Raw genomic sequence first — 20951 nt, forward strand, 5'->3', positions numbered from 1 at the left:
CCCCGGTGTGTCCGGTGCGAGCGGGTTGCTCTAAAAGATCAACGGCAAGAACGCTGACTCATCCCGGACTGGCTCGGATCCCAACCTTTTCCACCCTACACCCCGTTTTCGCCGGCTTCCCCGCGCAGCCGCACCAAGCGCGTTGTCGAACTCTCGTCGAGCTCTACCAGATCCGAGTAGGACCGCAGGAAGTCGCTGAACGACTTATAACCCAGCGCTTTCTCGCTGAAAGAGGGATCCATTCGCTTCATCTGCGCCTTGACCGACGAATTGTGCAGCCACTCGACGTCATCCTTCTCCAAGCCGATCTGCAGCGCGCGGATAAGTAAGGCGGTCGCGGTGTCTTGCGGATCCGGCTGCGGCGGCTCCTCGGGCTCCTCCTTTGCCTGGCGGGTGCGCCGCGTGGGCTCGGTCGCGGCGTCGACGGGTGCGGGCTTGTACACCGGCACTCCGGGAAGCGCGTCATAGCTGACGAAGTCGTCGCACGCCGCCGCCAGTGCGCGGCTCGTCGATCCGGCCACCCCGATGCCAACCACATAGCGGCCCAAGCGTTTACAGCGCTGTGCCAGCGGAATGTAGTCGGAGTCACCGGCCACGATCACCACGTGGGTCAAATCCGGCAGCCGAAACATGTCCTCGACCGCGTCGACCGCCAACCGGATGTCGGCGCCGTTCTTACCGTAGGCCGCTGCCGGGAACAGCTGGACCAGGTCAACCGCTCGCCCCACCAGTTGCGCGCGGTAGCCGGTGTTGACCTCGGCTGACCAGTCGGCGTAGGCGCGGGTGAGCACCAGCGTGCCGAACGACGATGCGAAGTCGATGATCGCCCCGACGTCGACGGTGGCCCGCGCCAGCCGCTCGGGTTGTTTGGCCAGGCCCTTGGCCTTGTCCTTCTGAAACGAGCTGCGGCCGTTGACCTGGTCATAGCGAGAGATCACGATGTTGTCGAAGTCGAGGTACACCGCGACCCGGGTATTGCCGGCTTCCGTCATGGTTCCAGTGTGGCGCACCACCGGCCCCATCCATAACGGCTGGGCGGTGATGGGGGAGTTGCCCACCTCTGAGCGACACCTCCGGGTCCGGGTCCGGGTCCGGGGTCGAGGCAGGGGCCGGGGCGGGGGCCGGGGTCGAGGCAGGGGCCGGGGCAGGGGCCGGGGCCGGGGCGTGCGAGTTGTCGCTCAGAGGTGGGCACCAGGCCACATGGGCCGGTCCGGGCCGGGGCGGGGCCGGGGCGGGGGCGTGGCGGGGCACGGGCCGAGGCCGGGGCGGGGGCGCGCGACTTGTCGCTCAGAGGCGGGCAACGATCCACTTGGTCTGGCCCCGGCGATGCGCCTCAGCGGCCGAAGCCCCTCACACCTGTCGCAACCGCAGCGCCAGCCCGGAGGCCCGCACCACCCGGCGAGCCAGCGCGGCCCGCACGGAGGCCTCCGAGCCCACCACCCGCACCTTCGTCTTGGCCCGTGTCACCGCCGTGTAGAACAACTCCCGGGTCAAAAGCCGCGACTCGACGGGCGGCATCAACACGGTCACCTCGCGGGCCTGGCTGCCCTGGCTCTTGTGGATCGTCAGCGCGTACATGGTCTCCACGTCGGCGAGCCGGCTGGTGGCGAACTCCAGCGGGCCCGACGCCGTGGTGATCACCGCGCGCAGCCCCTCGTCGCGCACCACCACCGCCCCGGTGTCGCCGTTGCGCAGCCCTAGCCCGTAGTCGTTGGCGGTCACCAGCAGTGGTCGACCGGCATACCACTCGGCCCACATCGGGTCCCCGGTCTGTTCGGCCACCCAGCGGCGGATCTGCTGGTTCCAGTGCCGCACCCCGTGCAGGCCCTCCCGATGCGCGCACAGCAACCGGTGCTCGTCCAGCGTCGTCGAGGCCGCCGCGGCGTCGCCGAGCAGCGCGGCCTGGCGAACCGCCAACGCGTGCGGCACCACCAGCGCCGAGAGTCGCTGCGCCACATCGGCCACGCTGTCGGTGTCGAGCCACTCCACGTGCTCACCGCCGGCGGCCAGCAGCGCGATCGCCCGGTCGGCGTCGCCGTCGCGGATCGCCACCGCCAGCGCACCGATCGACTCGCCGAACCGGTGGGATGTCCGCAGCGTCGCCACCCGGGTGTCCGGTCGCGCCGCCAGGCCGTCCACTAGGTCGGCCAGCACCGCCCCGGCCTCCACCGATGCCAGCTGATCGGCATCGCCCACCAGAATGAGCCGGGCCTCGGGCCGCATGGCCTCCAGCAGCCGGGCCATCAGCGTCAGCGACACCATCGACGTCTCGTCCACGACGATCACGTCGTGCGGCAGCCGGTTGCCCCGATCGTGACGAAACCGCACTGAACTGTCGGGGCGCGAACCCAGCAACGTGTGCAACGTGGTGGCGCCCAGCCCGGCCAACCGCGCCTGATCCACCGGCTCCAGCGCAGCCACCTCCGCGGCCACCGCTTCGGTCAGTCGGGCCGCCGCCTTACCGGTCGGCGCGGCCAGCGCGATGCGCAGCCCGGCCGTCCCGGAGAGTTCGGCGTGCTCGGCCAGCAGCGCCAACAGTCGCGCCACCGTGGTCGTCTTGCCGGTGCCGGGGCCACCGGTGAGCACCGTAACCGGTTGCGACAGCGCGATTTCGGCGGCCAACCGCTGCTCGTCGAAGTCGCCCGGCGGGAAGAGTCGCTCGAAGGCGGGCAAATCCGCCGGTGCCGTCCCGGGCGCGGACAACGCCAGCAGGTCGGTGCAGACCTGCTGCTCCTCGCGCCAATACCGGTCGAGGTAGAGCAACCGGTCGTCGTAGAGCCGCAGCACCTGCGCGGCGACCAGCCGACTGTCCCGCACGGCGGCCAGCCAAGCTCCCGGCTCCGGCCACGAAACGTCGGCGACGTCGGTGTCGGCGGCCACCGACGACAGATCCAGGCAGACCGACCCGTGCCGCAGTGCGCGCACCGTCAGCGCCAGCGCCAGACCCACCGTCTCATCAGGCTCAGCGCTCAGGGCGGTGATGCGTTGCGCGGTATGCACATCGGCGGAATCGAGCACGCCGGCGCGGTTGAAGTCCCGCAGCAGGCCGGTCGCCGCGCTGGCTATGCGCCACTCGAGCAGTTCGCTCATGTCGTCCGCCTCGTGTGCAGCAGGTCCGACAAGGCCACCACGAGTGATGCCGGCGGCCGCCAGTCGAACACCCCGGCGCGGTGCCCGTCGATGACCGGGGTGTCCGGGCCGCACATCCCGCGCACGAACAGATACAGCACCCCGCCCAGGTGCGTGTCCGGGGCGTAGCCGGGCAGTCGCCAGCGCAGGAAGCGGTGCAGCACGGCGGTATACAGCAGCGCCTGCAAGGGGTAATCCGAGTGCAGCATCGCCGAAGTCAGCCGGTTGAACCCGTAGTCGGCGGCCGTGTCGCCGAGCCGGTTGGTCTTGTAGTCGACCACCAGGAACCGCTGCTGCGGCACCCGCAGCACCACGTCGATCGACCCGGACAGATATCCGCGCAGCGGCTGGCCGCCCAAGGCCTCGGTGGCCAGCCGGTCGGCGTATGCAGCGAACGGGTCGTCGGAGGGCAGATGCTCACGCAGCAACTCCCCGACCTCGGCCAGCCGTATCTCCGGTGCCGGTCCGTGCCGATCTCCGCCGGCCAGCGGGATCTCGAAATCCAATTCCCGCAACCGGTCTCGGGTACCGATCTGGCGCAGGGTCAATTCGTCGGCCAGCGGTCCCAGCGGGGTGTCGTGCAGGGGAACCAGGGCCGCCGCCAGCGCGGCCGGATCGGCATCGACAGACCACCAGTCGGCGTGCCGGCGCACGTGCGTCTCCAGCTCCGACGCCAAGTCCTCGGCGAACGGATCAGCCGTCTCCAGCACGGCGTGCACCAGGGAGCCGAACGCCGCCCCGGCGGGCAGCTCGGACATCGGTGACACCATCTCCGCCCCGGCCGGCGGTGGAGGTTCCCCGACGACGGCGATGTCGTCGGCCTCGTCGTCGCGGGCGGTGAACTCCGGCTCGCTGTGCACCCCGGACGTCCCGGTCTGATCGGCCTGCCGAATCAGCCCCGAATACGAGGTGCGTCGCCAGCCGGTATCGATGTGCCGGTGGAAGTGCCGCGCTTGGAGCCCATCCGGTGGTGCCGGCGGGGAAGTAGGGGTAACGGGGGCGATCACCGAGTCCTCGATCACCAAACCGCCGGCGGCCTCCCACTGCCGGAAACAGGCCAGGGCCTCGTCATCGGTCGGCTTGGGCTCGCAGCGATCCGGCACCGCCGCCTCGCCGCGGCAGCGGCCCCGCAGCAGCCGGGACAGGCCACCGTTGGGTTCGTCGTAGGACGCCGCCCACCACGCCACCACCTGCGACTGCGCCCGGGTCAGCGCCACATAGGCGAGCCGGATGTCGTTGCGGGCGGCCTCGGCCAAACTCAACCGCTGCACGACGGTGTGGTCGGAGCTGTCCGGGCCGCCGATGTGCCGGCAGCGCACATCGGACTCGTGATAGAGCGGGATGGCTTCGTCGAACATGTGCCGGTTGAACGCGAACGGCAGATAGACGACGGGGAACTGCAATCCCTTGGCACCCCACACCGTCAGGATCTGCACCGCCGCGGCGTCGGAATCCAGGCGGCGATTGTGCTGCCCACGGCCGATTCCCTGCGTGCATTGCCGCCGCAACCAGTCCCGCAGCGCCGGCAGGCCCAGCCGATCGCGGTGCGCGGCCTCATGCAGCAGCTGTGCCACATGCGCCAGATCGGTCATGGTGCGTTCGCCGCCGTACTCGCCGAGCAGACGGCGCTTGAGCCCGGCCACCTGTGCGGCCTCGAACACCGCCGCCGGCCCGTGCAGCCGCAGCTCGTCAGCCCAGTCCCGCAGGGTCGAGGCCACCTCGTCGGTCAGCGCGTCCGCGCCGTCGGCCAGTGCGGCCGCGGTGTGGCCGAAGAACACCGTCGCCGCGGCGGCCCGCACCAACCCGGCCCGGTGGGTGGCGTCGAAGGCCTCCAGCAGGCACAGCCAGTCGGCGGCCGCGGTCGAGGAGAACACGTCGGCATCGCCAGTGAACACCGCCGCAATCCCCGTCCGCAGCAAGGCTTCCTGGCAGACCGCCGCATCCTTGCTGTTCTCCACGATCACCGCCACGTCGCCGGGGCTGATGGGCCGCCCGTCGAACGTCGCCCCACCGGCACACAATGCGGCGACATCGGCGGCCAAGTCGTCGGGGATGTGCCGGCGCAGCGTGGTCATGGGAATGACGCGGTCTGCGCTGACGCCGGATGCCGCGCGACCCACCACCCGCAACCGGAACGGGGCCGCACTCGGTGTGCCGGCCAGCCGGCTGCCCACGACCGCGGCCTCCACGTCGTGCACCACGATCTGCGGGTCGCCCAGCGCCGCGCCGCCCATCACCGTCTGCAGGGCGTCGACCAGGACAGAGTCGCTGCGCCAATTCACCGCCAGGGTGCGCTGCTGCCCAGCGCTGCGCGCGGCCTGCAGGTAGGTGTAGACATCGCCGCCGCGAAATCCGTAGATCGCCTGCTTGGGGTCACCGATGAGCACCACCGCCGAATGCCCCACGAAGCCGCGCTCGATCACCTGCCATTGGATCGGGTCGGTGTCCTGGAACTCGTCGACCATCACGATGGGCCAACGCTGACGCATCCGATCGCGAGCCGGGGAGTCCACCGGTTCCAGCGCGGCGGCCAACCGGCGCAGCAAGTCGTCGTAGCCCAGCACCCCGAGCCGGCGTTTCCGCAATTCCAGCTCGGTGCAGACCGCGTCGACGAACCGCAGCCGCACCTCGGCAGCCGAACCCGGTTCCGGATTCTGCGGGCGCAGTTGGGCATACGGATCGGCAACCACCACCCGGGCGAGTTTGAGCGCGTCGCCGTAGCTCAGGGCCACCTCGTCGCGCTGGGTGCCGAACTGCGCGAGGTACAGGTCATCGACCACCTGGACCACCAGGTCTTCCAGGCTGTCCACCAACTCCACCCCGGCGCTGGTGTCCCCGGCGATACCCAGCGATTTCAGGACCAGGTGGCAGAACTGGTGGGTGGTGGCGATGGTCGCTGCGTCGAAGCCCGCCAAAGCATCACGCAGCCGGCGGCACCGCAGTTCCCGCTCGGCGGCGCTACCGCCGAGCAGGTGTGCCACCAGATCGTTGGGCTCGCCGGCAGCGGTGCCGTCGAGGGCTGCCAGCGTCTGCACCAACTGTCGGCGGACCCGGTCACGCAGTTCCCGGGTGGCCGCGCGGCTGAACGTGATCAGCAACATCTCGTCCAAGGTGGCGTGTCCCTCGGCCAGGTAGCGAGTCACCAGCCCGGCCAGGGTGAACGTCTTGCCGGTGCCGGCGCTGGCCTCCAGCACCGTGGTGCTGCCGCGGGCCGGGAGCGGGCCCAGCAGATCGAAGCGCTCCATCACCGCACCGACCGTTCCGCGCGCAACAGCGGCAACCACAGCCGGGCGGCCAGGGCGCCCAGGCGGGTGTCCTCGCCGTCGACGGCCTCCCCGGGGCGCGGCGGGCCCAGCAGCACCTCGAACGGCGCACGGGCCCCCCAGACCCGGACACTGGCGGGTTCGGCGTCCTCGCCCGGGAAGCGCTGTGTGGTCCATCTGCTCCGGGCATACCCGACCGGGTCGCGGCCGGCGTGCCGCTTTTCGGCCCACGCAAACGAGGTTTTGACCGGCAGGGGAAGCGGTTCGCAGCGGCCGATGTCATAGAGCCACACCAGTTCCCGCAGGGTTTCGCTCGCCTCCGATGGCGGCCCCAGCAGCCGCTGCAACACGCGTTCGCCGTCGCGGGCCCGGCCGATGCAACGGGCGCTCCAGGCGGTGTCCGGATACGCAGCCGCCAGCGCCACCAGCGGAATCCAGGCCTGCAACAGATGGGTGTCGCGCAACTTGGAGTAATTCACCGATACCGTGCTCCCACCGAACACCGGGGTGACGGTTCCGGTCAGCCGGCGCCCCCCGCCGAGATCCAGATCGAGGTCGTAGGTGGCCGGCGTGCCGACCCGGTGTTCGTGTGCCGCGCTGGCCAACAGCACCACCCGGTCCCGAATCTGCTTGGCGGTGCGCCAGCCCAGCTGGCCGGGCGGCAGGCTGCCGCGCCGCCATTCGGCCTCGATGGCCTTGGCAGGGTCGACGCCGAGCAGCATGTCGTGCAACATCCGGTTGCCGACCGCCCATTCGCCCAGCGCGTCGATCTCCACCGGCATGCCGTCTTCGACCTCGTCGACCTCCCACGGCAGGGTGTAGTTCAGCGCACTGAAGAACCCCTTGACCGGGTCCTTGAAGAACTTCAGCAGGTCGACGAGCGCGATGTCACCGGCCGGCGGCGCGGGCAACGCACCGTCGATGAACCGCGGTGCGTCCCGGCGCGTTCCGGCGGCGGTTTTAGCGGCCAGCGGCACGGTGGGGTCGAAGGTGAACGGCACGTCGGGGATCAGGCGCCCGGGTTCGACATTCTTGACGTCGAACGGCTGCAGCGGGTGCTCCACGATGAGCTGGTCGCGGACGGGCTGCGGGGTGGTGTGGTCGAGCGCGTCGATCAGTTCGGCCAGCGGGACCGCGGGCGGGCGGGGGTGGCCGGTGTGTTCGTCGGCGCCGGTGTAGGTGATCACCAGCTTCTCGGTGGCGGCGGTGATCGCGTCCAGCAGCAATTGCCGATCCTCGGAACGGATGTCGCGTTCCCCGGTCAGCGGGGCGCGGGCCAGCACGTCGTCGCCGTCCGGGAGATCCAGCCGGGGGAACACCCCGTCGTCGACCCCGAGCAGACACACCACCCGATGCGGCACCGACCGCATCGGCACCATGGTGCACACCGTCAGGGTTCCGGTGCGGAAGTTGGCGCGGGTGGGCCGTCCGGCCAGGTGGCCCGACATCAGTACCCGGACATCGGGCAGCCGCAACGCGGTGTCGCGGCGCGCGCCGGCGTCGTCGAGCACCTGGGCGAGTTCCCGCTGCAGGTGGGCGCTCTGCCACGCGTCCTCGGCGTCGGCCAACTGGTCGACACCGGCACGGAGGGCGGTGATCCAGTCGTCCAGCGGGCGGGTGCCGTCGAGAGCGTCCACCGCCGACTGCAACCGCGTGACGAACTCCGCGAGCGTGCCGGCCAGCTCCACCTGGCTGCTGCCGACGTCGTCGAGCGGCAGCGCGGTATCGAGCCAAGCCTGCGAATCGTCCGACATCGCCACCCCGGTCAAGAGTCGGTCCAACCCGAAACGCCAGGTGTTGTGCACGATCCGGGACAGCCCGTAGCGCTCCCGGGTGTGCGGATCGAAACCCCACCGGATATTGGCGGTACGCACCCAGGTGGTGATCTGCGCCAGGTCGTCCTCGGTGAAACCGAACTTCGCCCGCACCGGCTCGGTGTGGGCGAGGTTGAGCACCGCGGTCGCGGTGGCGCGGCTGCCGGCGATCTCCAGCAGCTCGGCCGCCACCCCCAGCAACGGATTGGTCTGGCTCAGCGCCCGGTCGGCCAGCTGCACCCGCAGCCGGTGCGCCGGATGGGCCTGTCCGGCCAGCTCGCCCAGCCCGAAATCGGCGACGATCAGCGGTGCGTAGGTTTCGATGTCCGGGCACATCACCACGATGTCGCGCGGCTCGAGAGTCGGATCGTCGTGCAGCAGCCCCAGCAGGACTTCGCGCAGCACGTCGACCTGCCGGGCCGGACTGTGGCAGCTGTGCACCTGCACCGAGCGGTCCCGCACCGCCTTGCTGCGCCCCGCCGGTCGCACCGCATTGGCGCTCAAATCCGACTGCAGCCAGCCCAGCAGGGTATCGGGATGGGCTGTCGCACCCAGATATTCATCGCTGTCGGGGGAGTTCGGCAGCGCCCGCTGCAGCTCACGCAGATCGCGGCCCAGCGTTTCCAGCAGCGGATGGTGGGCCCGGTGCCGCGACGGGTCCTGCCTGCGCGGCACCACGCCGTGCACGCCGCTCAGTTCCCGCCACAGCGCATCGGAGGGATGCGGCAACCACAGGTGCAGGTCGTGGTGGCTGGCCAGCGCGTCGAGCAACTCGATGTCGGTGGCCGCCAACCGGGTGTGGCCGAACAGCGACAACCGGGCCGGCAGCGTCTCGGTGGGCGCCTGCCGCAGCCGGGCGACCGTAGCGCGGTGCCGCTGATCGGGCGGATCGATGCCGACGGCGGCGACCAGAGCCCGCCACAGCGGCGGCTGCCAGTCCAAGTCGCCGGGCAACGCGCCGCCGGCGCCGTCGGTGGACTCGCCGGCGCTCCAGTCGGCGAGCAACCGCGGCCGCTGGCGGGCATAGGAGGCGAACAGGCCGGCCAGCCGGCGGGCCACCGCGTAGCGCCGCCCGCGGCGCAGCTCACCTTCCGGGCTGGGGTCCCCGTGGCCCACATGCTTTGCCAGCGTGGCGCACCAGGGCTGATCCAGGCTGGCGTCGATCACCGCCAGCAGCGGCCAGGTCATGGCATTGCCGGACCACGGATCGTCGTCGCCGGCGCCGGTGATCTCAGCGATCAGCGAGGCCGGACTGCGGAACCGCACACCCGCGCACACCCCGTCGCCGCCGAGACCGGCACCCAGCGTGTGCGACAGGCGTTGAGACAGCCAGCGCTCCACCCCGCGGGCCGGCACCAGCACCAGCTCCTCGGCGAACGGGTCGGGCGGCGGGGTGGCCAACAGCGCACCGAGGCCGTCGGCAAGGGCGTCGGTGCGTTCGGCACGGTGCAGGTGCAGTCCCATCGCGGCCACCATAAACCGCGGCCCCGACGTCCCGTGCCGTCTCGGCACCCGACGGGCCGGGCGCCGAACCACCGAACCGCTGAACCGGCGGCCGGTGCACATCGTGTGCAAGGCATGAGGATCTACACCCTGATACTGGCCGCTGTCGCCGCACTGCTCGTCAGCCTGGCCGCGCCCCCGGCGGCTACGGCAGCCGACGAACGACTTCAGTTCGCCACCACCACCATCGACGGGGCACCCTTCGACGGCGCCGGACTGCAGGGCAAACCGGTGGTGCTGTGGTTCTGGACGCCGTGGTGCCCGTTCTGCAATGCCGAGGCACCGTCGGTGAGCCAGGTGGCCGCCGCCAACCCGCGAGTGACGTTCGTGGGAATAGCGGCACACTCCGATGTGGCCGCCATGCGCAACTTCGCGGCCAAGTACCACCTGAACTTCACCAACCTCAACGACGCCGACGGCGAGATCTGGGCGCGCTTCGGGGTGCCCTGGCAGCCCGCCTACGTCTTCGAACGCTCCGACGGCACCTCGACGTTCGTGAACAACCCCACTTCGGCGATGACTCAGAAGGAGTTGTCCGACCGCGTCGCGGCCCTGGCGTGAGCCCGGACCTGCCCGCGCTGGCCTTCGCCGCAGGGCTGGTGGCCGCCCTCAACCCGTGCGGGTTCGCGCTGCTGCCCGCCTATCTGGCGCTGGTGGTACGCGGGCAGGGCGGTGGCACCGGGGTCGCCGTGGGCCGGGCGCTGGTGGCCACCGGGGCCATGACGCTCGGCTTCCTGGCGGTGTTCGGCGCCTTCGGGCTGCTCACCGTCGCGGTTGCCCAGCGGGTGCAGCAGTATCTGCCCTACGCCACGGTCGTGATCGGCGCCGTGCTGGTCGTGATGGGTGTGTGGCTGCTGGCGGGCCACCGGCTCGCGGTGATGTCGTTGGGTGGGCGGTGGGCACCGACCGCCCGGATCGGATCCATGTTCGGCTACGGCATGGGCTACGCGTGCGCATCACTGGGTTGCACGATCGGTCCTTTCCTGGCGGTCACCGGGGCCGCACTGCCCGCGGGCACGTCCGGGGCGCTGGTCTACCTGGCGTACGCGGCCGGCTTCGGGCTGCTGGTCGGGGTTCTGGCGGTCGCCGTGGCGCTGGCCAGCTCGGCACTGATCGCCCGGATGCGCCGCAGCACCCGCTACGCCGGCCGGGTCAGCGGTGCGCTGCTGGTCGCGGTCGGGCTGTACGTCGGCTACTACGGCTACTACGAAATCCGGCTGTTCGAGCTGAGCGCCGGGGCGGATGACCGGGTGCTGGCCGTGGCGGGCCGGCTCCAGGGCGCGCTCGCCGGCTGGGTGCATCAACAGGGGGCCTGGCCCTGGCTGTCGGTGCTGGCGCTCATCGCAGTCGGGGCACTGGTGCGCCGCCCGCCGACCCGGTCATCGACGCCGACGCGCAGCCCCCCGACCCGCCACGAATGAGAGCGCCGAACCGGGTGTCCTCGTTAGGCTGGCAGGCGTGAAAGCCGTTTGTTGCAGCAACACCGAACCTGTCGCCGACTCACCGACTCCGATCCCGTCCCGGGCCGCCACGTTCCCGCTTGGCCCCACGTGCTCGGTGCCGGAGGTCACCGGGTGAGCGAGGGCATCAAACGCATCGCGATCAGCACCGGCGGCGGCGACGCACCCGGTCTCAACGCCGTCATCTACGCCGCCACCCTCGCTGCGCTTAGCCGGGGCTGGGACGTCGTCGGGATCCGCGACGGCTACAACGGGTTGCTGCTCGGCGACGAGTACCCCGACGGCGGGGTGATCGAGCTGACCAGGGACCGGGTCCGGGGCATCATCCACCAGGGCGGCACCATTCTGGGCAGCACCAACCGCGGTAACCCGATCGCCTACCCGGTGCAACAGCCCGACGGCAGCTGGATCGAACAGGACCGCACCGAGGAGTTGCTCGGGCGCTTCGACCAGCACCGCATCGACGCGCTGATCACCATCGGCGGTGACGGCTCGCTGTCGATCGGCCATCACCTGCATCAGGCGGGGCTGCGGTTGGTCGGGGTGCCCAAGACCATCGACAACGATCTGGAGTGCACCGCGGCGACGTTCGGCTTCGACAGTGCCGTCGACTTCGCCTCGGAATGCATCGACCGGCTGTTCTCCACGGCCACCTCGCACAGCCGGATCCTCGTCGTGGAGGTGATGGGTCGCTACGCCGGCTGGATCGCCCTGCACGCCGGGATGGCCTCGGGAGTGCACGCCATCTTGATCCCGGAGATCCCGTATCGCCTTGATCCGGTGGCAGCGCTGATCAACGAACGTGCGCAACGCGGTTCGACCTACTCGATCGTGTGCGTGGCCGAGGGAGCCAAACCGGTGGGCGGGGTGCACACCGTGGCGGGCAAAGCGGTGGGCCAGGCCGAACGTCTGGGCGGGGTCGGGACCAAGGTCGCCGCCGAACTCGAGGCACTGACCGGGCGCGAGTCTCGCGCCGTGGTCCTCGGACACCTGCTGCGCGGCGGTTCGCCGAGCTCGGGGGACCGGTTGCTGGGACTGCGGTTCGGGGCGGCGGCGGTGCGGGCCCTCGACGAGGGACACAGCGGGGTGATGGTGGCGCTCAACCCGCCGACGGTGGACTATGTGCCGTTGGCTGCGGCCACCCGCCAGCAGAAAGTGGTTCCGCTGGACTGTGATGCGATCCAAACCGCGCGCGACCTGGGCATCAGGTTCGGCGACGAATGACGGCTGCGCCGGTGCGGCGGATGGCGGATCGGCGGAAGCCTCAGTAGTAGGCAACGGTGAAGCCGTGCCGCAGCACCAGATCTGCTGTCACATCCGGGCGTTGCTGCAACGGCCAGGCCTCGATGTCGAACGCGGCGCCGGCGAAGAAGGCGTAGTTGACCGACGTCTCCGGAGTGGTGCGGGAGCGGTAGACGATCGCGTCCGGGCATTCGTCGGGTTGCGGCCACCAGCGCCGCACGGCGTCTGCCAACTGCTGGCAGGTGGTCCACACCGCGTCGTGCTGTCCGGTGCTGATCTGATCGTCGACACCGAGCGCATCGAGATTGCGTTCGGTGCGCAGATCGAGCACCCGCAGGTGCCGGTTGGCCGACAGCCGGACCAGGTGGTGGCCGGCGTGGTCCCCGGGGATCAGCAGTCCGGTCAGCCGGTAGCGCTCCCGAAACGCACCGAGGAGATCGGTTGCCGCGTAACGGGTGCGGAACCTCGCCGACGGCGGATCGAAGCGATGGCGCGGCTCGGCGAAACCCGTCCAGTCCCATTGGTCGGGGTGGTCGGCGTCCAGGCGCCACAACTGTGTCCCGGCGGTGATCCGGCGGCGACGCAGGCCGGCGGGCCGGGACTCGGGAAGCGGTATCCGGTAGCCGGCGGGAAGCTCAGGCACCGAGCGAGGTGAGCAGTCGACCCGCGGCCGGCGCGGTCTCGGGGTTCCGGAGCGCCTCGGCGATCGAGATGCCGCCCAGCTCGTCATGGGTGAGGCGCATGATGCGATCGGCCGCCAGCGGGTCGGTGGTGAACCGGCCCAGCAGCTCCAGGATCTGCGGCAGGTCGGTGCGCGGCCGCGCACCGTCGAACTGCCACGCCGGGAACCAGGTCTGGTTTCCCACGGCCGCGCCGATGAGCTTGCCGCGGCTGCGCAACCGGTGCACGGCCTGCGGCGTGCCCAGCCGCAGCAGCTCCTGGACCTTCGGGGTGGGCAGCGCCCCGGCGACGAAGTCGTCGATCACCGCGGCGCGGCGCTGGTCGTTCAGGGCGTGGGCGGCGATGCGCTCCAAGGTGCCCTGGGGCGCCGTCGGCGCGTCCAGCAACGCGTCGAGGACATGGGCGAACCCGGCGTCGGTGCGGGCGCGCTCGGCTACTTGACGGGCGATCGGTGCGACGGCGGTGGGCATGCCCTCGATACTACCCGGCATCGACGGCTATTGAAACAATCGAAACAATCAGCTGTTGCGGGTACCCAGGCGGCCCACCAGTGCGCGCCAGCCCAGCGCACCGGCCACCAGCGCGCCGATCGCGCCCAACAGCCCCCAGGCGCCCAGCGCATCGACGTGACCGGCAAGCCAGGACTGCACCGCGCTCGCGGCTTCGATCACCGGATCGCCGGCATCGGCCCCGGCGAAGTACAACCGCATCTCGTAGTAGCCGTAATAGCCCACGTACAGGCCGGTCGCCACCACCATCCCCCCGGCGATCCGGCCCACATGCGGCAGCACCCGGCGCAACGCCGCGCCGGCCGACGAGCCCGCCCACGCCACCGCCAGCGCGGCCACGCCGACTGTGATGCTCATGCCGACCGCGTAGGCGACGAACGCCAGGACCCCGGCCAGCGCCGCCCCCTGCCGGAACGTCATCGACACCACCGCCAGAAACGGTGCGATGGTGCACGACAGCGACGCCACGGCGTAGCCGACGCCATAGCCGTACATCGATCCCAGCCGCGCAGTCGGCGCGTCGCCCGCCGGGCGGGGCACCAGCACGGCGATGTCGCGGCCGGCCAACAGCCATACCCCCGCTGCCAGCAGTGCCGCACCGATCACCATGGTGGCAAACGGCAGATACTTCTGCGCCGAGGCCAGCAGCGGCGAGACCGCAAGCCCGAAGAGGCCGAACACCGTCAGGAACCCGGCCGCCATCACCACCGTCGCCGTCGCCGCCCGGGCCAGCGCCACCGGACGCGAGGTGTCGCCGCTGCCGGCGATCACCAGCCCCAGATACCCGGGCAGAAACGCGAACCCGCACGGGTTCAACGCCGCCACCATTCCGGCTCCCAGGGCGAAATCGACAGCAGTGGTGTCGATCACGACCCCGTCAGCGCCTGCAGCCGCCTGCTCAGCTCGGCTTCGGGCAGCGAGCCCGTGGCCACCTCGATCCGGCCGTCCGGGTGCAGGAAGGCGTACGAGGGCTGGCGGGTCACCCCGAACCGGGCCCATACCGAGGCGTCGGTGTCGGCCAACTCGGTGAAGCCGTCGACGCCGTAGCGGGCGGCGAAGGACCGCAACGTGTCCGGCCGGCCCTGTGCCCCCACCCCGACGAACGTCACCTTCGGGTGTGCGGCGGCCAGCCGGGCGACCATCGGCGCATCCCGTTGGCACAGCGGGCACCACGGCGTCCAAAACCACAACACCGCCGGCCTGCCGCTCAGGCTCGCGCCGGAAAAGGGCCGGCCGTCCAGGGTTTGGGCGGTGAAATCCAGCTGCGCGTTCTCCGCGCGGGTCTGCGAACCGCAGCCGAAGATCAGGATGGCGATCGCCACCAGGGCCATGAGCGCAACGGCTGATCGACTACGCCCAGGGGCCTTGTCAGGGGGCATGACGGCGAGTATGCCACCGGATTCCGCCGCGCCGGCGCACACCCGCAGGCCGCGCTGCGGCGCCGGCATCGCTGTGCCGATGCATCGAAGTGCGAACCGTTGCAGGCATGCTGGAGGCATGAACCGAAGCCAGATCACCGAGCAGATCATCGCCGCGCGTCTCGCCAAGGGGCTGACATGGCAGGAGTTGGCCGACGCGGTCGGCAAGCCGGTCGTATGGACCACCTCGGCGCTGCTGGGTCAGCACCCCATTCCCGCCGAGCTGGGCACGAAGCTGGCGGACCTGTTGGGGCTGGACCCGGCGGTGGTGCCGGTACTGGCCGCGGTGCCGATGCGCGGCGGGCTCACCGGGCCGCCCACCGACCCGACCATCTACCGGCTCTACGAGGCGATCGGTGTCTACGGGCCGGCGATCAAGGAGCTGATCCACGAGCAGTTCGGCGACGGCATCATGAGCGCCATCAACTTCAGCATGGACATCCAGCGCAGGGAGCACCCGGGCGGTGACCGGGTGGTGATCACCCTCGACGGGAAGTTTCTTGGCTACGAATGGAATTCAGCGGACTGACGGGTCCATCGATGCCCGCCCGCCGAGCGCGCGACATCCCGCCGCTGACCGCCGACCTGGTGTTGTCGGGCGGGGGAGTGCGGTTTGTCGGACTGGTCGGAGCGGCGGTCGCGCTGATGGACGCCGGCTACTCGGTGCAGCGCATCTCCGGGGTGTCCGGCGGCTCGGTGGTGGGCACGATTCTGGCCGCCGCCAGCCAGGGCGACCAGCTGAGCGCCGCACAGGTCAAAGAGCTGGCGCTGTCGGTGCCGCTGCGCTCGTGGCGCGACGCGGCTCCGGTGCCCTTGGTGGGGCCGGTGTGGGGATTCCTGCGCGACAGTGCCCTCTACCGCGGCGACGTCGCCCACCGGTGGATCCGCGGCGAGCTGGCGAACCTGGGCGTACGCACCTGGGGAGATCTGGCCTACCCCGCCGATGACCTGCCCGAACGGCGCTACCGAGCCGTGGTCACCGTGACCGATGTGACGACCGGTCAGCTGGTCCGGCTGCCGTGGGACTACCGACGGGTCTACGGGCTCGACCCCGACGAGCAATCGGTGGCCGACGCGGTGCGTGCCTCGATGGCGGTCCCGTTCTTCTACCGCCCGGTGACACTGACCAGCGCCGCTGGACTGCGATCCACCCTTGTCGACGGCGGGGTGCTGTCGAACTTCCCGATCTACACCTTCGACCGGCTCGACGGCAGACCGCCGCAGTGGCCCACCTTCGGCGTCACCGTGGTCCCGGAGATCGCCGACGGCGTGGGCGCCATGGTTCCGGTACTGCGCCCGCTGCGGCTGTTCGGGCAGGCACTGCTGCTGGAGAACCTGATCAGCACCATGCTGGTCGGTCACGACCAGACTTATCTGAACCAGCCCTGGGTCAGTGTCCGCGCCATCAAGGTCAACTCCACCGACGTCAGCGTGCTGGACTTCGACATCTCCCGCGACCGGCTCGAAAAGCTCTACGACAACGGCTACGCCGCGGCGAGCGAGTTTTTGACCACCTGGGACTGGGCGGCCTATCTGCAGCGGTTCCGCGCGGCTCACTACCCGCCCACACCGCCGGTGGGTCGAACTGACGCTTAGTTGCGGTGCTTACCCAGCTCGGCGCTGGCATCGCCGAGCCGCACCGTGATGTCGGTGTTGCCGGCAGCCTCGAGCTGCTCGCGACCGCGCAGCCGATCCTGGATCTCGCGGGCCGCCCCGTTGATCCGCTCGATCTCCGCGCGAAACGCGTCCGGGCGGGTCTCCTTGCTGGCGTAATGGAAGTAGCTGAGCAGACTGCGCAGCAGTTCCAGCTTCTGCTTCTCCCGCCTGGCCAGGTCGTGCGTCGTCATCAACTCGACGCGCCGCACCGGCGGCAGATCCCCCCAGTCCAGGACCACCTTGTTCTGGTAGCGGGGTTGCTTGCCGCGCCGGCCGAACCAGCCCTTGGGTTCGCCGGGGCAGTCGGCGTAGCTGACCGTGCCGGTGAAGCGCGACTCGATACCCTCGCCCAGCTCGGCGCGGTCGATCGCCGAGTCCCACACCGTCCGCCACTCTTGGTTGGGTGCCAGCACCGTCAGTTCCTCGGGCAGTTGCAGCGCCACCACGTCGGCATAGCCGTCGGAGGCGGTCTCGTAGCGGGCGACGGTGGGCGGCTGGTCAAACGCGAACCGGATGTCGTAGGCGGCGGTCTTGCCGAAGTTGCGGACCACCAGCTCGATGACGTGCCAGTCCGCGGCGTGCGGCTCCATGAACATCGCCACGTGCGGGCGGGTCTGCTCGGCCGCCAGCTTGCGATTGCGCTGCAATTGACGGTTCAGATAGATCAGGGCCAGCACCGTGATGACGATGGCCAGCCACGCGGCCCAGGCCAGCCAGGTGGTCGCGCTCGCCTGGGCGACGTCGTACAAGCGGTCCTCGACTGAATCCATCGGCCTTCCCCTCATCCGCCCATCAGCATGCGCCACCTGTCCAGGTTTGCGGCGCTGAATACGTAGTTGGATCGCTTGACTTCCGACAGGGCGGCGCTGGGATCGGCCGAATACCAGTGCCCGGGGAACACCGTCGGGTCGCCGGGCAGGGCGGCCAACTGCTGCAGACTGCGGAACATCTCGTCGGAGTCGCCGCCGGGGAAGTCGGTCCGGCCGCAGCCTTCCAGGAACAACGTGTCGCCGGCGACCAGCCGGCCGTCCACCAGGAAGCACTGGCTGCCGGGGGTGTGTCCGGGCGTGTGCAACAGCTCGATGTCGACGGCGCCGACGCTGACCCTGTCGCCGTGATCGTGTGCGGTCAGATCGGTCATGGGAATTTCGGTGACACGTGAAACCCACTGGGCTTCATGGGTATTCACGTGCACCGGAACACTGACTCGGTCGAGCAGCTCGGCGAGCCCCTTGAGTTCGAAACCCATCATCTTGCCGCCCACGTGGTCGGGGTGGTGATGGGTGACCAGCACGCCGGAAAGGCGCATGCCGTCGGCCTCGAGCGTGTCGAGCAGATCGCCGGCGGCGTAGGCCGGATCGACCACCACGGCCTCGCCGGTCTCGCGGTCGCCGATCAGGTAGGCGAAGTTGCGCATCTGTGCGGCCATCGGGTCGCCGGCGGCGTAGTCGCGTCCAGAGAGCAATTGGCGGAAATACAGCCGGTCGGATTCTCCCACGTCCATCAGCCTAAAGCAGCGGCCTTAGGCAGCGCGGCGAAGCCGGGCGCGGGTGCGGCGCCCTGCGCACCGGGAAACATCACCGCCGGTGCGGGGTGCCTGGCCGGGTTCTTCCGGTGCGGTTTGGTGACCTCGTGGGCGAGGTTGTAACCTTCTACAGGCTTGCAGCACCCGAAAGGGTCGCTGGAGGCCAAGGCCCCCTTAGCTCAGTCGGCAGAGCGTTTCCATGGTAAGGAAAAGGTCAACGGTTCGATTCCGTTAGGGGGCTCGGTGGACGCCGGGCCTGCTGGCAGGTGTATTACCCGCGGCGATGTAGCTCAGTTGGTTAGAGCGAACGACTCATAATCGTTAGGTCGCCGGTTCAAGTCCGGCCATCGCTACTACGAGAACCAGCGCAACAACAGATGAAAGAGGGCAGCTGACGTGGCCTCCAGCACCGATGTCCGGCCGAAGATCACTTTGGCCTGTGAGGTGTGCAAGCACCGCAACTACATCACCAAGAAGAACCGCCGCAACGACCCCGACCGGCTGGAGCTGAAGAAATTCTGCCCCAACTGCGGCAAGCATGAGTCGCACCGCGAATCTCGCTAAGTAGGTCCAGGCGTGTCGTTGGCAGATCGCCTCGCCGGGGCGCATTTTCGCTACCCCGACTACTACGAGGTGGATCGGGAAAAGATCCGGGAGTACGCGCGCGCGGTCAAATCGGTGGATCCGTGCAGCGCCGACCTGCGGGCGGCCGCTGGACTGGGCTACGACGGTTTGGTGGCTCCGCTGACCTTCATCTCGGTGTTCGGGCACATGGCCATTTCCGGTTTCTTCGCGCATTGTGGCGTCACCACCGATGACGCGCAGATTGTCCAGGTCGACCAGAAGATCGAGTTCTACCGGGCGATCACCGAAGGCGACCGGCTGCACTGCGACGTGTCGGTCGAATCGGTGCGCCGCGCGCACGGCACCGACATCATCGTGACCAAGCAGGTAGTCACCGACGAGGCCGGCAACATCGTGCAGCAGACGTATACGACATTGGCCGGTCGCGCCGGCGAGGGAGATAAGGGTTTCAACGATGGCGTTGCGTGAGTTCAGTTCGGTCAAGGTCGGCGATCAGCTGCCCGAGCGGGTCATCCCGCTGTCGCGGCAGGACCTGGTCAACTACGCCGGGGTGTCCGGTGACCTCAACCCGATCCACTGGGACGACGAGATCGCCCAGCAGGTGGGCCTGGACACCGCTATCGCCCACGGCATGCTGACCATGGGGCTCGGCGGCGGTTACATCACCGCCTGGGTGGGGGACCCGGGCGCGGTGACCGAGTACAACGTGCGCTTCACCTCGGTGGTGCCGGTGCCCAACGACGGCAAGGGCGCGGAGATCACCTTCAGCGGCCGGATCAAGTCCGCCGACCCGGAGACCAAGACGGTTGCCATTGCGATCACCGCCACCACCGGCGGAAAGAAGATCTTCGGGCGGGCGGTGGCCTCCGCCAAGCTGGCCTAGGGAGGCGCAGCCATGGCGATCAAGACTGATATCCGGGGCATGATCTGGCGTTACCCCGAGCCGTTCATGGTGGGCCGCGAAAAGATCCGCGAGTTCGCCCGCGCGGTCAAAGCGGAGGACCCCGCCAGCTTCGATGAGGCGGCAGCGGCCGAACTGGGCCACGACGCACTGGTGGCACCGCTCACTTTCGTGGCGGCGTTGGCCCAGCTGGTGCAGTCCGACTTCTTCCGTCACGTCGACACCGGTTACACCACCATGCAGATGGTGCAGGTCGACCAGGGCTTCACCTACCACAAGCCGATCAAGGCCGGCGACATGCTGATCGCCCGGATGGAGATCTCCTCGGTCAACGAGCGTTTTGGGGCTGACATCGTCACCACCCGCAACATCTTGACCAACGAGAACGGCGAGGTGGTGCTGGAGGCGTTCACCACGATGATGGGTCATGAGGGTGATGGTTCGGTCAACCTTCGATGGGATGCGGAATCCGGTCAGGTCGTCCGAACAGCCTGATTAGTAACTGGCCGTCGCGGCGAGGTACACTCGGACCTCGGGGTTTTCCCAGCATTAGCGCGCTTTCCGTGAGGCGAACGGGGGGCGCGCGAATTGTGTGAGCCGGAGACGGCGCACAGGCGAAGCTTCCGAACCCGCCGGTTGGTGCGCCAACCGCGAAGGGGCGTAGCTCAACTGGCAGAGCAGCGGTCTCCAAAACCGCAGGTTGCAGGTTCAAGTCCTGTCGCCCCTGCTGACGTGCCATGGTGGACACTGGACACCATGCGCGGTACGGCAATGAGGTAAGCGCGAACAACGAAGGAGCATGCGGTGACCGACGAGCTCGACCGTCCCGCAGCCGACGGCGACAGCGATGCCGAGTCCGGCCGCAGCAGTCGCACGGCCGTGGTGAACAGGCAGGTCGGCGACCCGCTGCGGCCCACCGGCAAGCGTTCGCGCCGTCGTGCTGCAGGTGACGGCGTCGAAGATGTGGACTCCACCGCCACTGAGCTGGGCGCTGACGACGCCGGCAAGGCCGCCAAGAAGAAGGCCAAGAAGAAGTCGGACGGGCCCTCGCGCAACCCGTTCATCTTCGTGCTCAACTTTCTCAAGCAGGTCGTCGGCGAACTTCGCAAGGTGATCTGGCCGAACCGCAAGCAGATGGTCACCTACACCGCGGTGGTGCTGGCTTTCCTGGTCTTCATGGTGACGTTGGTCGCCGGGGCAGACTACGGATGGGCCCGCCTGGTGCTGCTGGTGTTCGGCCAGTGAAGTTATAGGAAGGACTGACA

General features: G+C 69.5%; 20 protein-coding genes and 3 tRNA genes. 13 read left to right on the forward strand and 10 right to left on the reverse strand.

The window, feature by feature from the left end:
• Positions 1-95: 95 nt before the first annotated feature.
• The 4 genes from G6N14_RS00750 to recC form a co-directional block, all read right to left on the reverse strand.
• Entirely contained in the window at positions 96-992 is an 897-nt protein-coding gene (locus G6N14_RS00750; protein ID WP_085136780.1) for an NYN domain-containing protein, read from the reverse strand.
• 358 nt (positions 993-1350) lie between these two features.
• Positions 1351-3090 (reverse strand): exodeoxyribonuclease V subunit alpha, encoded by a 1740-nt coding sequence (gene recD, locus G6N14_RS00755; RefSeq protein WP_085134874.1) that lies wholly within the window; start codon positions 3088-3090, stop codon positions 1351-1353.
• Complete coding sequence (recB, locus tag G6N14_RS00760) at positions 3087-6374, reverse strand: exodeoxyribonuclease V subunit beta (protein ID WP_085135062.1); 3288 nt, start codon at positions 6372-6374, stop codon at positions 3087-3089. Before recB ends, recD begins: the two co-directional genes overlap by 4 nt.
• Positions 6374-9670 carry an exodeoxyribonuclease V subunit gamma gene (recC, locus tag G6N14_RS00765; protein WP_085135063.1) on the reverse strand — a complete coding sequence of 1099 codons (3297 nt, stop codon included), beginning with the start codon at positions 9668-9670 and terminating at the stop codon, positions 6374-6376. Before recC ends, recB begins: the two co-directional genes overlap by 1 nt.
• 114 nt (positions 9671-9784) lie before the next feature.
• On the opposite strand from recC, the gene G6N14_RS00770 reads away from it, so the two are divergent.
• The 3 genes from G6N14_RS00770 (at position 9785) to G6N14_RS00780 (ending at position 12393) form a co-directional block, all read left to right on the forward strand.
• Complete coding sequence (locus G6N14_RS00770; RefSeq protein ID WP_085134875.1) at positions 9785-10270, forward strand: protein disulfide oxidoreductase; 486 nt, start codon at positions 9785-9787, stop codon at positions 10268-10270.
• A complete protein-coding gene (locus tag G6N14_RS00775; RefSeq protein ID WP_085134877.1) occupies positions 10267-11130 on the forward strand; it encodes a cytochrome c biogenesis CcdA family protein in 864 nt (287 codons plus the stop codon). The genes G6N14_RS00770 and G6N14_RS00775 overlap by 4 nt, the downstream gene beginning before the upstream one ends.
• 153 nt (positions 11131-11283) lie before the next feature.
• Positions 11284-12393, forward strand: a complete 1110-nt coding sequence (locus tag G6N14_RS00780; RefSeq protein ID WP_085134878.1) for a 6-phosphofructokinase — start codon at positions 11284-11286, stop codon at positions 12391-12393.
• A 40-nt stretch (positions 12394-12433) separates the two neighbouring features.
• On the opposite strand, the gene G6N14_RS00785 is transcribed toward G6N14_RS00780, so the two are convergent.
• The 4 genes from G6N14_RS00785 to G6N14_RS00800 are packed head-to-tail and all read right to left on the reverse strand — an operon-like array spanning position 12434 to position 14980.
• On the reverse strand, positions 12434-13054 hold the full coding sequence (locus G6N14_RS00785) for an RES family NAD+ phosphorylase (RefSeq protein ID WP_109559740.1): 621 nt from the start codon (positions 13052-13054) through the stop codon (positions 12434-12436).
• Complete coding sequence (locus G6N14_RS00790; RefSeq protein WP_085135064.1) at positions 13047-13562, reverse strand: hypothetical protein; 516 nt, start codon at positions 13560-13562, stop codon at positions 13047-13049. The genes G6N14_RS00785 and G6N14_RS00790 overlap by 8 nt, the downstream gene beginning before the upstream one ends.
• 48 nt (positions 13563-13610) lie before the next feature.
• The gene (locus G6N14_RS00795; RefSeq protein WP_085134879.1) at positions 13611-14471 is read right to left on the reverse strand and encodes a cytochrome c biogenesis CcdA family protein; all 861 of its coding nucleotides are present in this window, start codon (positions 14469-14471) and stop codon (positions 13611-13613) included.
• The gene (locus G6N14_RS00800) at positions 14468-14980 is read right to left on the reverse strand and encodes a redoxin domain-containing protein (RefSeq protein ID WP_085135066.1); all 513 of its coding nucleotides are present in this window, start codon (positions 14978-14980) and stop codon (positions 14468-14470) included. Before G6N14_RS00800 ends, G6N14_RS00795 begins: the two co-directional genes overlap by 4 nt.
• Before the next feature lie 118 nt (positions 14981-15098).
• Here G6N14_RS00800 and cynS point away from each other — a divergent pair, with 118 nt between their 5' ends.
• Together cynS and G6N14_RS00810 are read left to right on the forward strand one after the other, a co-directional pair.
• On the forward strand, positions 15099-15548 hold the full coding sequence (gene cynS / locus G6N14_RS00805) for a cyanase (RefSeq protein WP_085134880.1): 450 nt from the start codon (positions 15099-15101) through the stop codon (positions 15546-15548).
• An 11-nt stretch (positions 15549-15559) separates the two neighbouring features.
• A complete protein-coding gene (locus G6N14_RS00810) occupies positions 15560-16615 on the forward strand; it encodes a patatin-like phospholipase family protein (RefSeq protein WP_085135067.1) in 1056 nt (351 codons plus the stop codon).
• Here G6N14_RS00810 and G6N14_RS00815 read toward each other — a convergent pair.
• Together G6N14_RS00815 and G6N14_RS00820 are read right to left on the reverse strand one after the other, a co-directional pair.
• Positions 16612-17445, reverse strand: coding sequence for a DUF8453 domain-containing protein (locus G6N14_RS00815; protein ID WP_085134881.1), 834 nt, complete (start codon positions 17443-17445; stop codon positions 16612-16614). The two genes, G6N14_RS00810 and G6N14_RS00815, sit on opposite strands and share 4 nt — an antisense overlap.
• Positions 17446-17456: 11 nt before the next feature.
• Entirely contained in the window at positions 17457-18173 is a 717-nt protein-coding gene (locus tag G6N14_RS00820) for an MBL fold metallo-hydrolase (RefSeq protein WP_085135068.1), read from the reverse strand.
• A 195-nt stretch (positions 18174-18368) separates the two neighbouring features.
• Between G6N14_RS00820 and G6N14_RS00825 the strand changes: the two genes are divergently transcribed.
• The 8 genes from G6N14_RS00825 (at position 18369) to secE (ending at position 20931) form a co-directional block, all read left to right on the forward strand.
• Positions 18369-18441: transfer RNA gene (locus tag G6N14_RS00825), tRNA-Thr, on the forward strand.
• Between the two features lie 38 nt (positions 18442-18479).
• Positions 18480-18553: transfer RNA gene (locus G6N14_RS00830), tRNA-Met, on the forward strand.
• A gap of 43 nt (positions 18554-18596) precedes the next feature.
• A complete protein-coding gene (gene rpmG, locus G6N14_RS00835; protein ID WP_024440978.1) occupies positions 18597-18764 on the forward strand; it encodes a 50S ribosomal protein L33 in 168 nt (55 codons plus the stop codon).
• Between the two features lie 12 nt (positions 18765-18776).
• Positions 18777-19253, forward strand: coding sequence for a (3R)-hydroxyacyl-ACP dehydratase subunit HadA (gene hadA / locus G6N14_RS00840; RefSeq protein ID WP_085134882.1), 477 nt, complete (start codon positions 18777-18779; stop codon positions 19251-19253).
• Positions 19240-19668 (forward strand): (3R)-hydroxyacyl-ACP dehydratase subunit HadB, encoded by a 429-nt coding sequence (hadB, locus tag G6N14_RS00845; protein WP_085134883.1) that lies wholly within the window; start codon positions 19240-19242, stop codon positions 19666-19668. The genes hadA and hadB overlap by 14 nt, the downstream gene beginning before the upstream one ends.
• A 12-nt stretch (positions 19669-19680) precedes the next feature.
• Complete coding sequence (hadC, locus tag G6N14_RS00850) at positions 19681-20181, forward strand: (3R)-hydroxyacyl-ACP dehydratase subunit HadC (RefSeq protein ID WP_085134884.1); 501 nt, start codon at positions 19681-19683, stop codon at positions 20179-20181.
• Between the two features lie 159 nt (positions 20182-20340).
• A tRNA-Trp gene (locus G6N14_RS00855) sits at positions 20341-20413 on the forward strand.
• 77 nt (positions 20414-20490) lie between these two features.
• Positions 20491-20931 carry a preprotein translocase subunit SecE gene (gene secE, locus G6N14_RS00860; RefSeq protein ID WP_085134885.1) on the forward strand — a complete coding sequence of 147 codons (441 nt, stop codon included), beginning with the start codon at positions 20491-20493 and terminating at the stop codon, positions 20929-20931.
• Positions 20932-20951: the final 20 nt, after the last annotated feature.

This window comes from Mycolicibacter hiberniae, from assembly GCF_010729485.1.
Taxonomy (GTDB): domain Bacteria; phylum Actinomycetota; class Actinomycetes; order Mycobacteriales; family Mycobacteriaceae; genus Mycobacterium; species Mycobacterium hiberniae.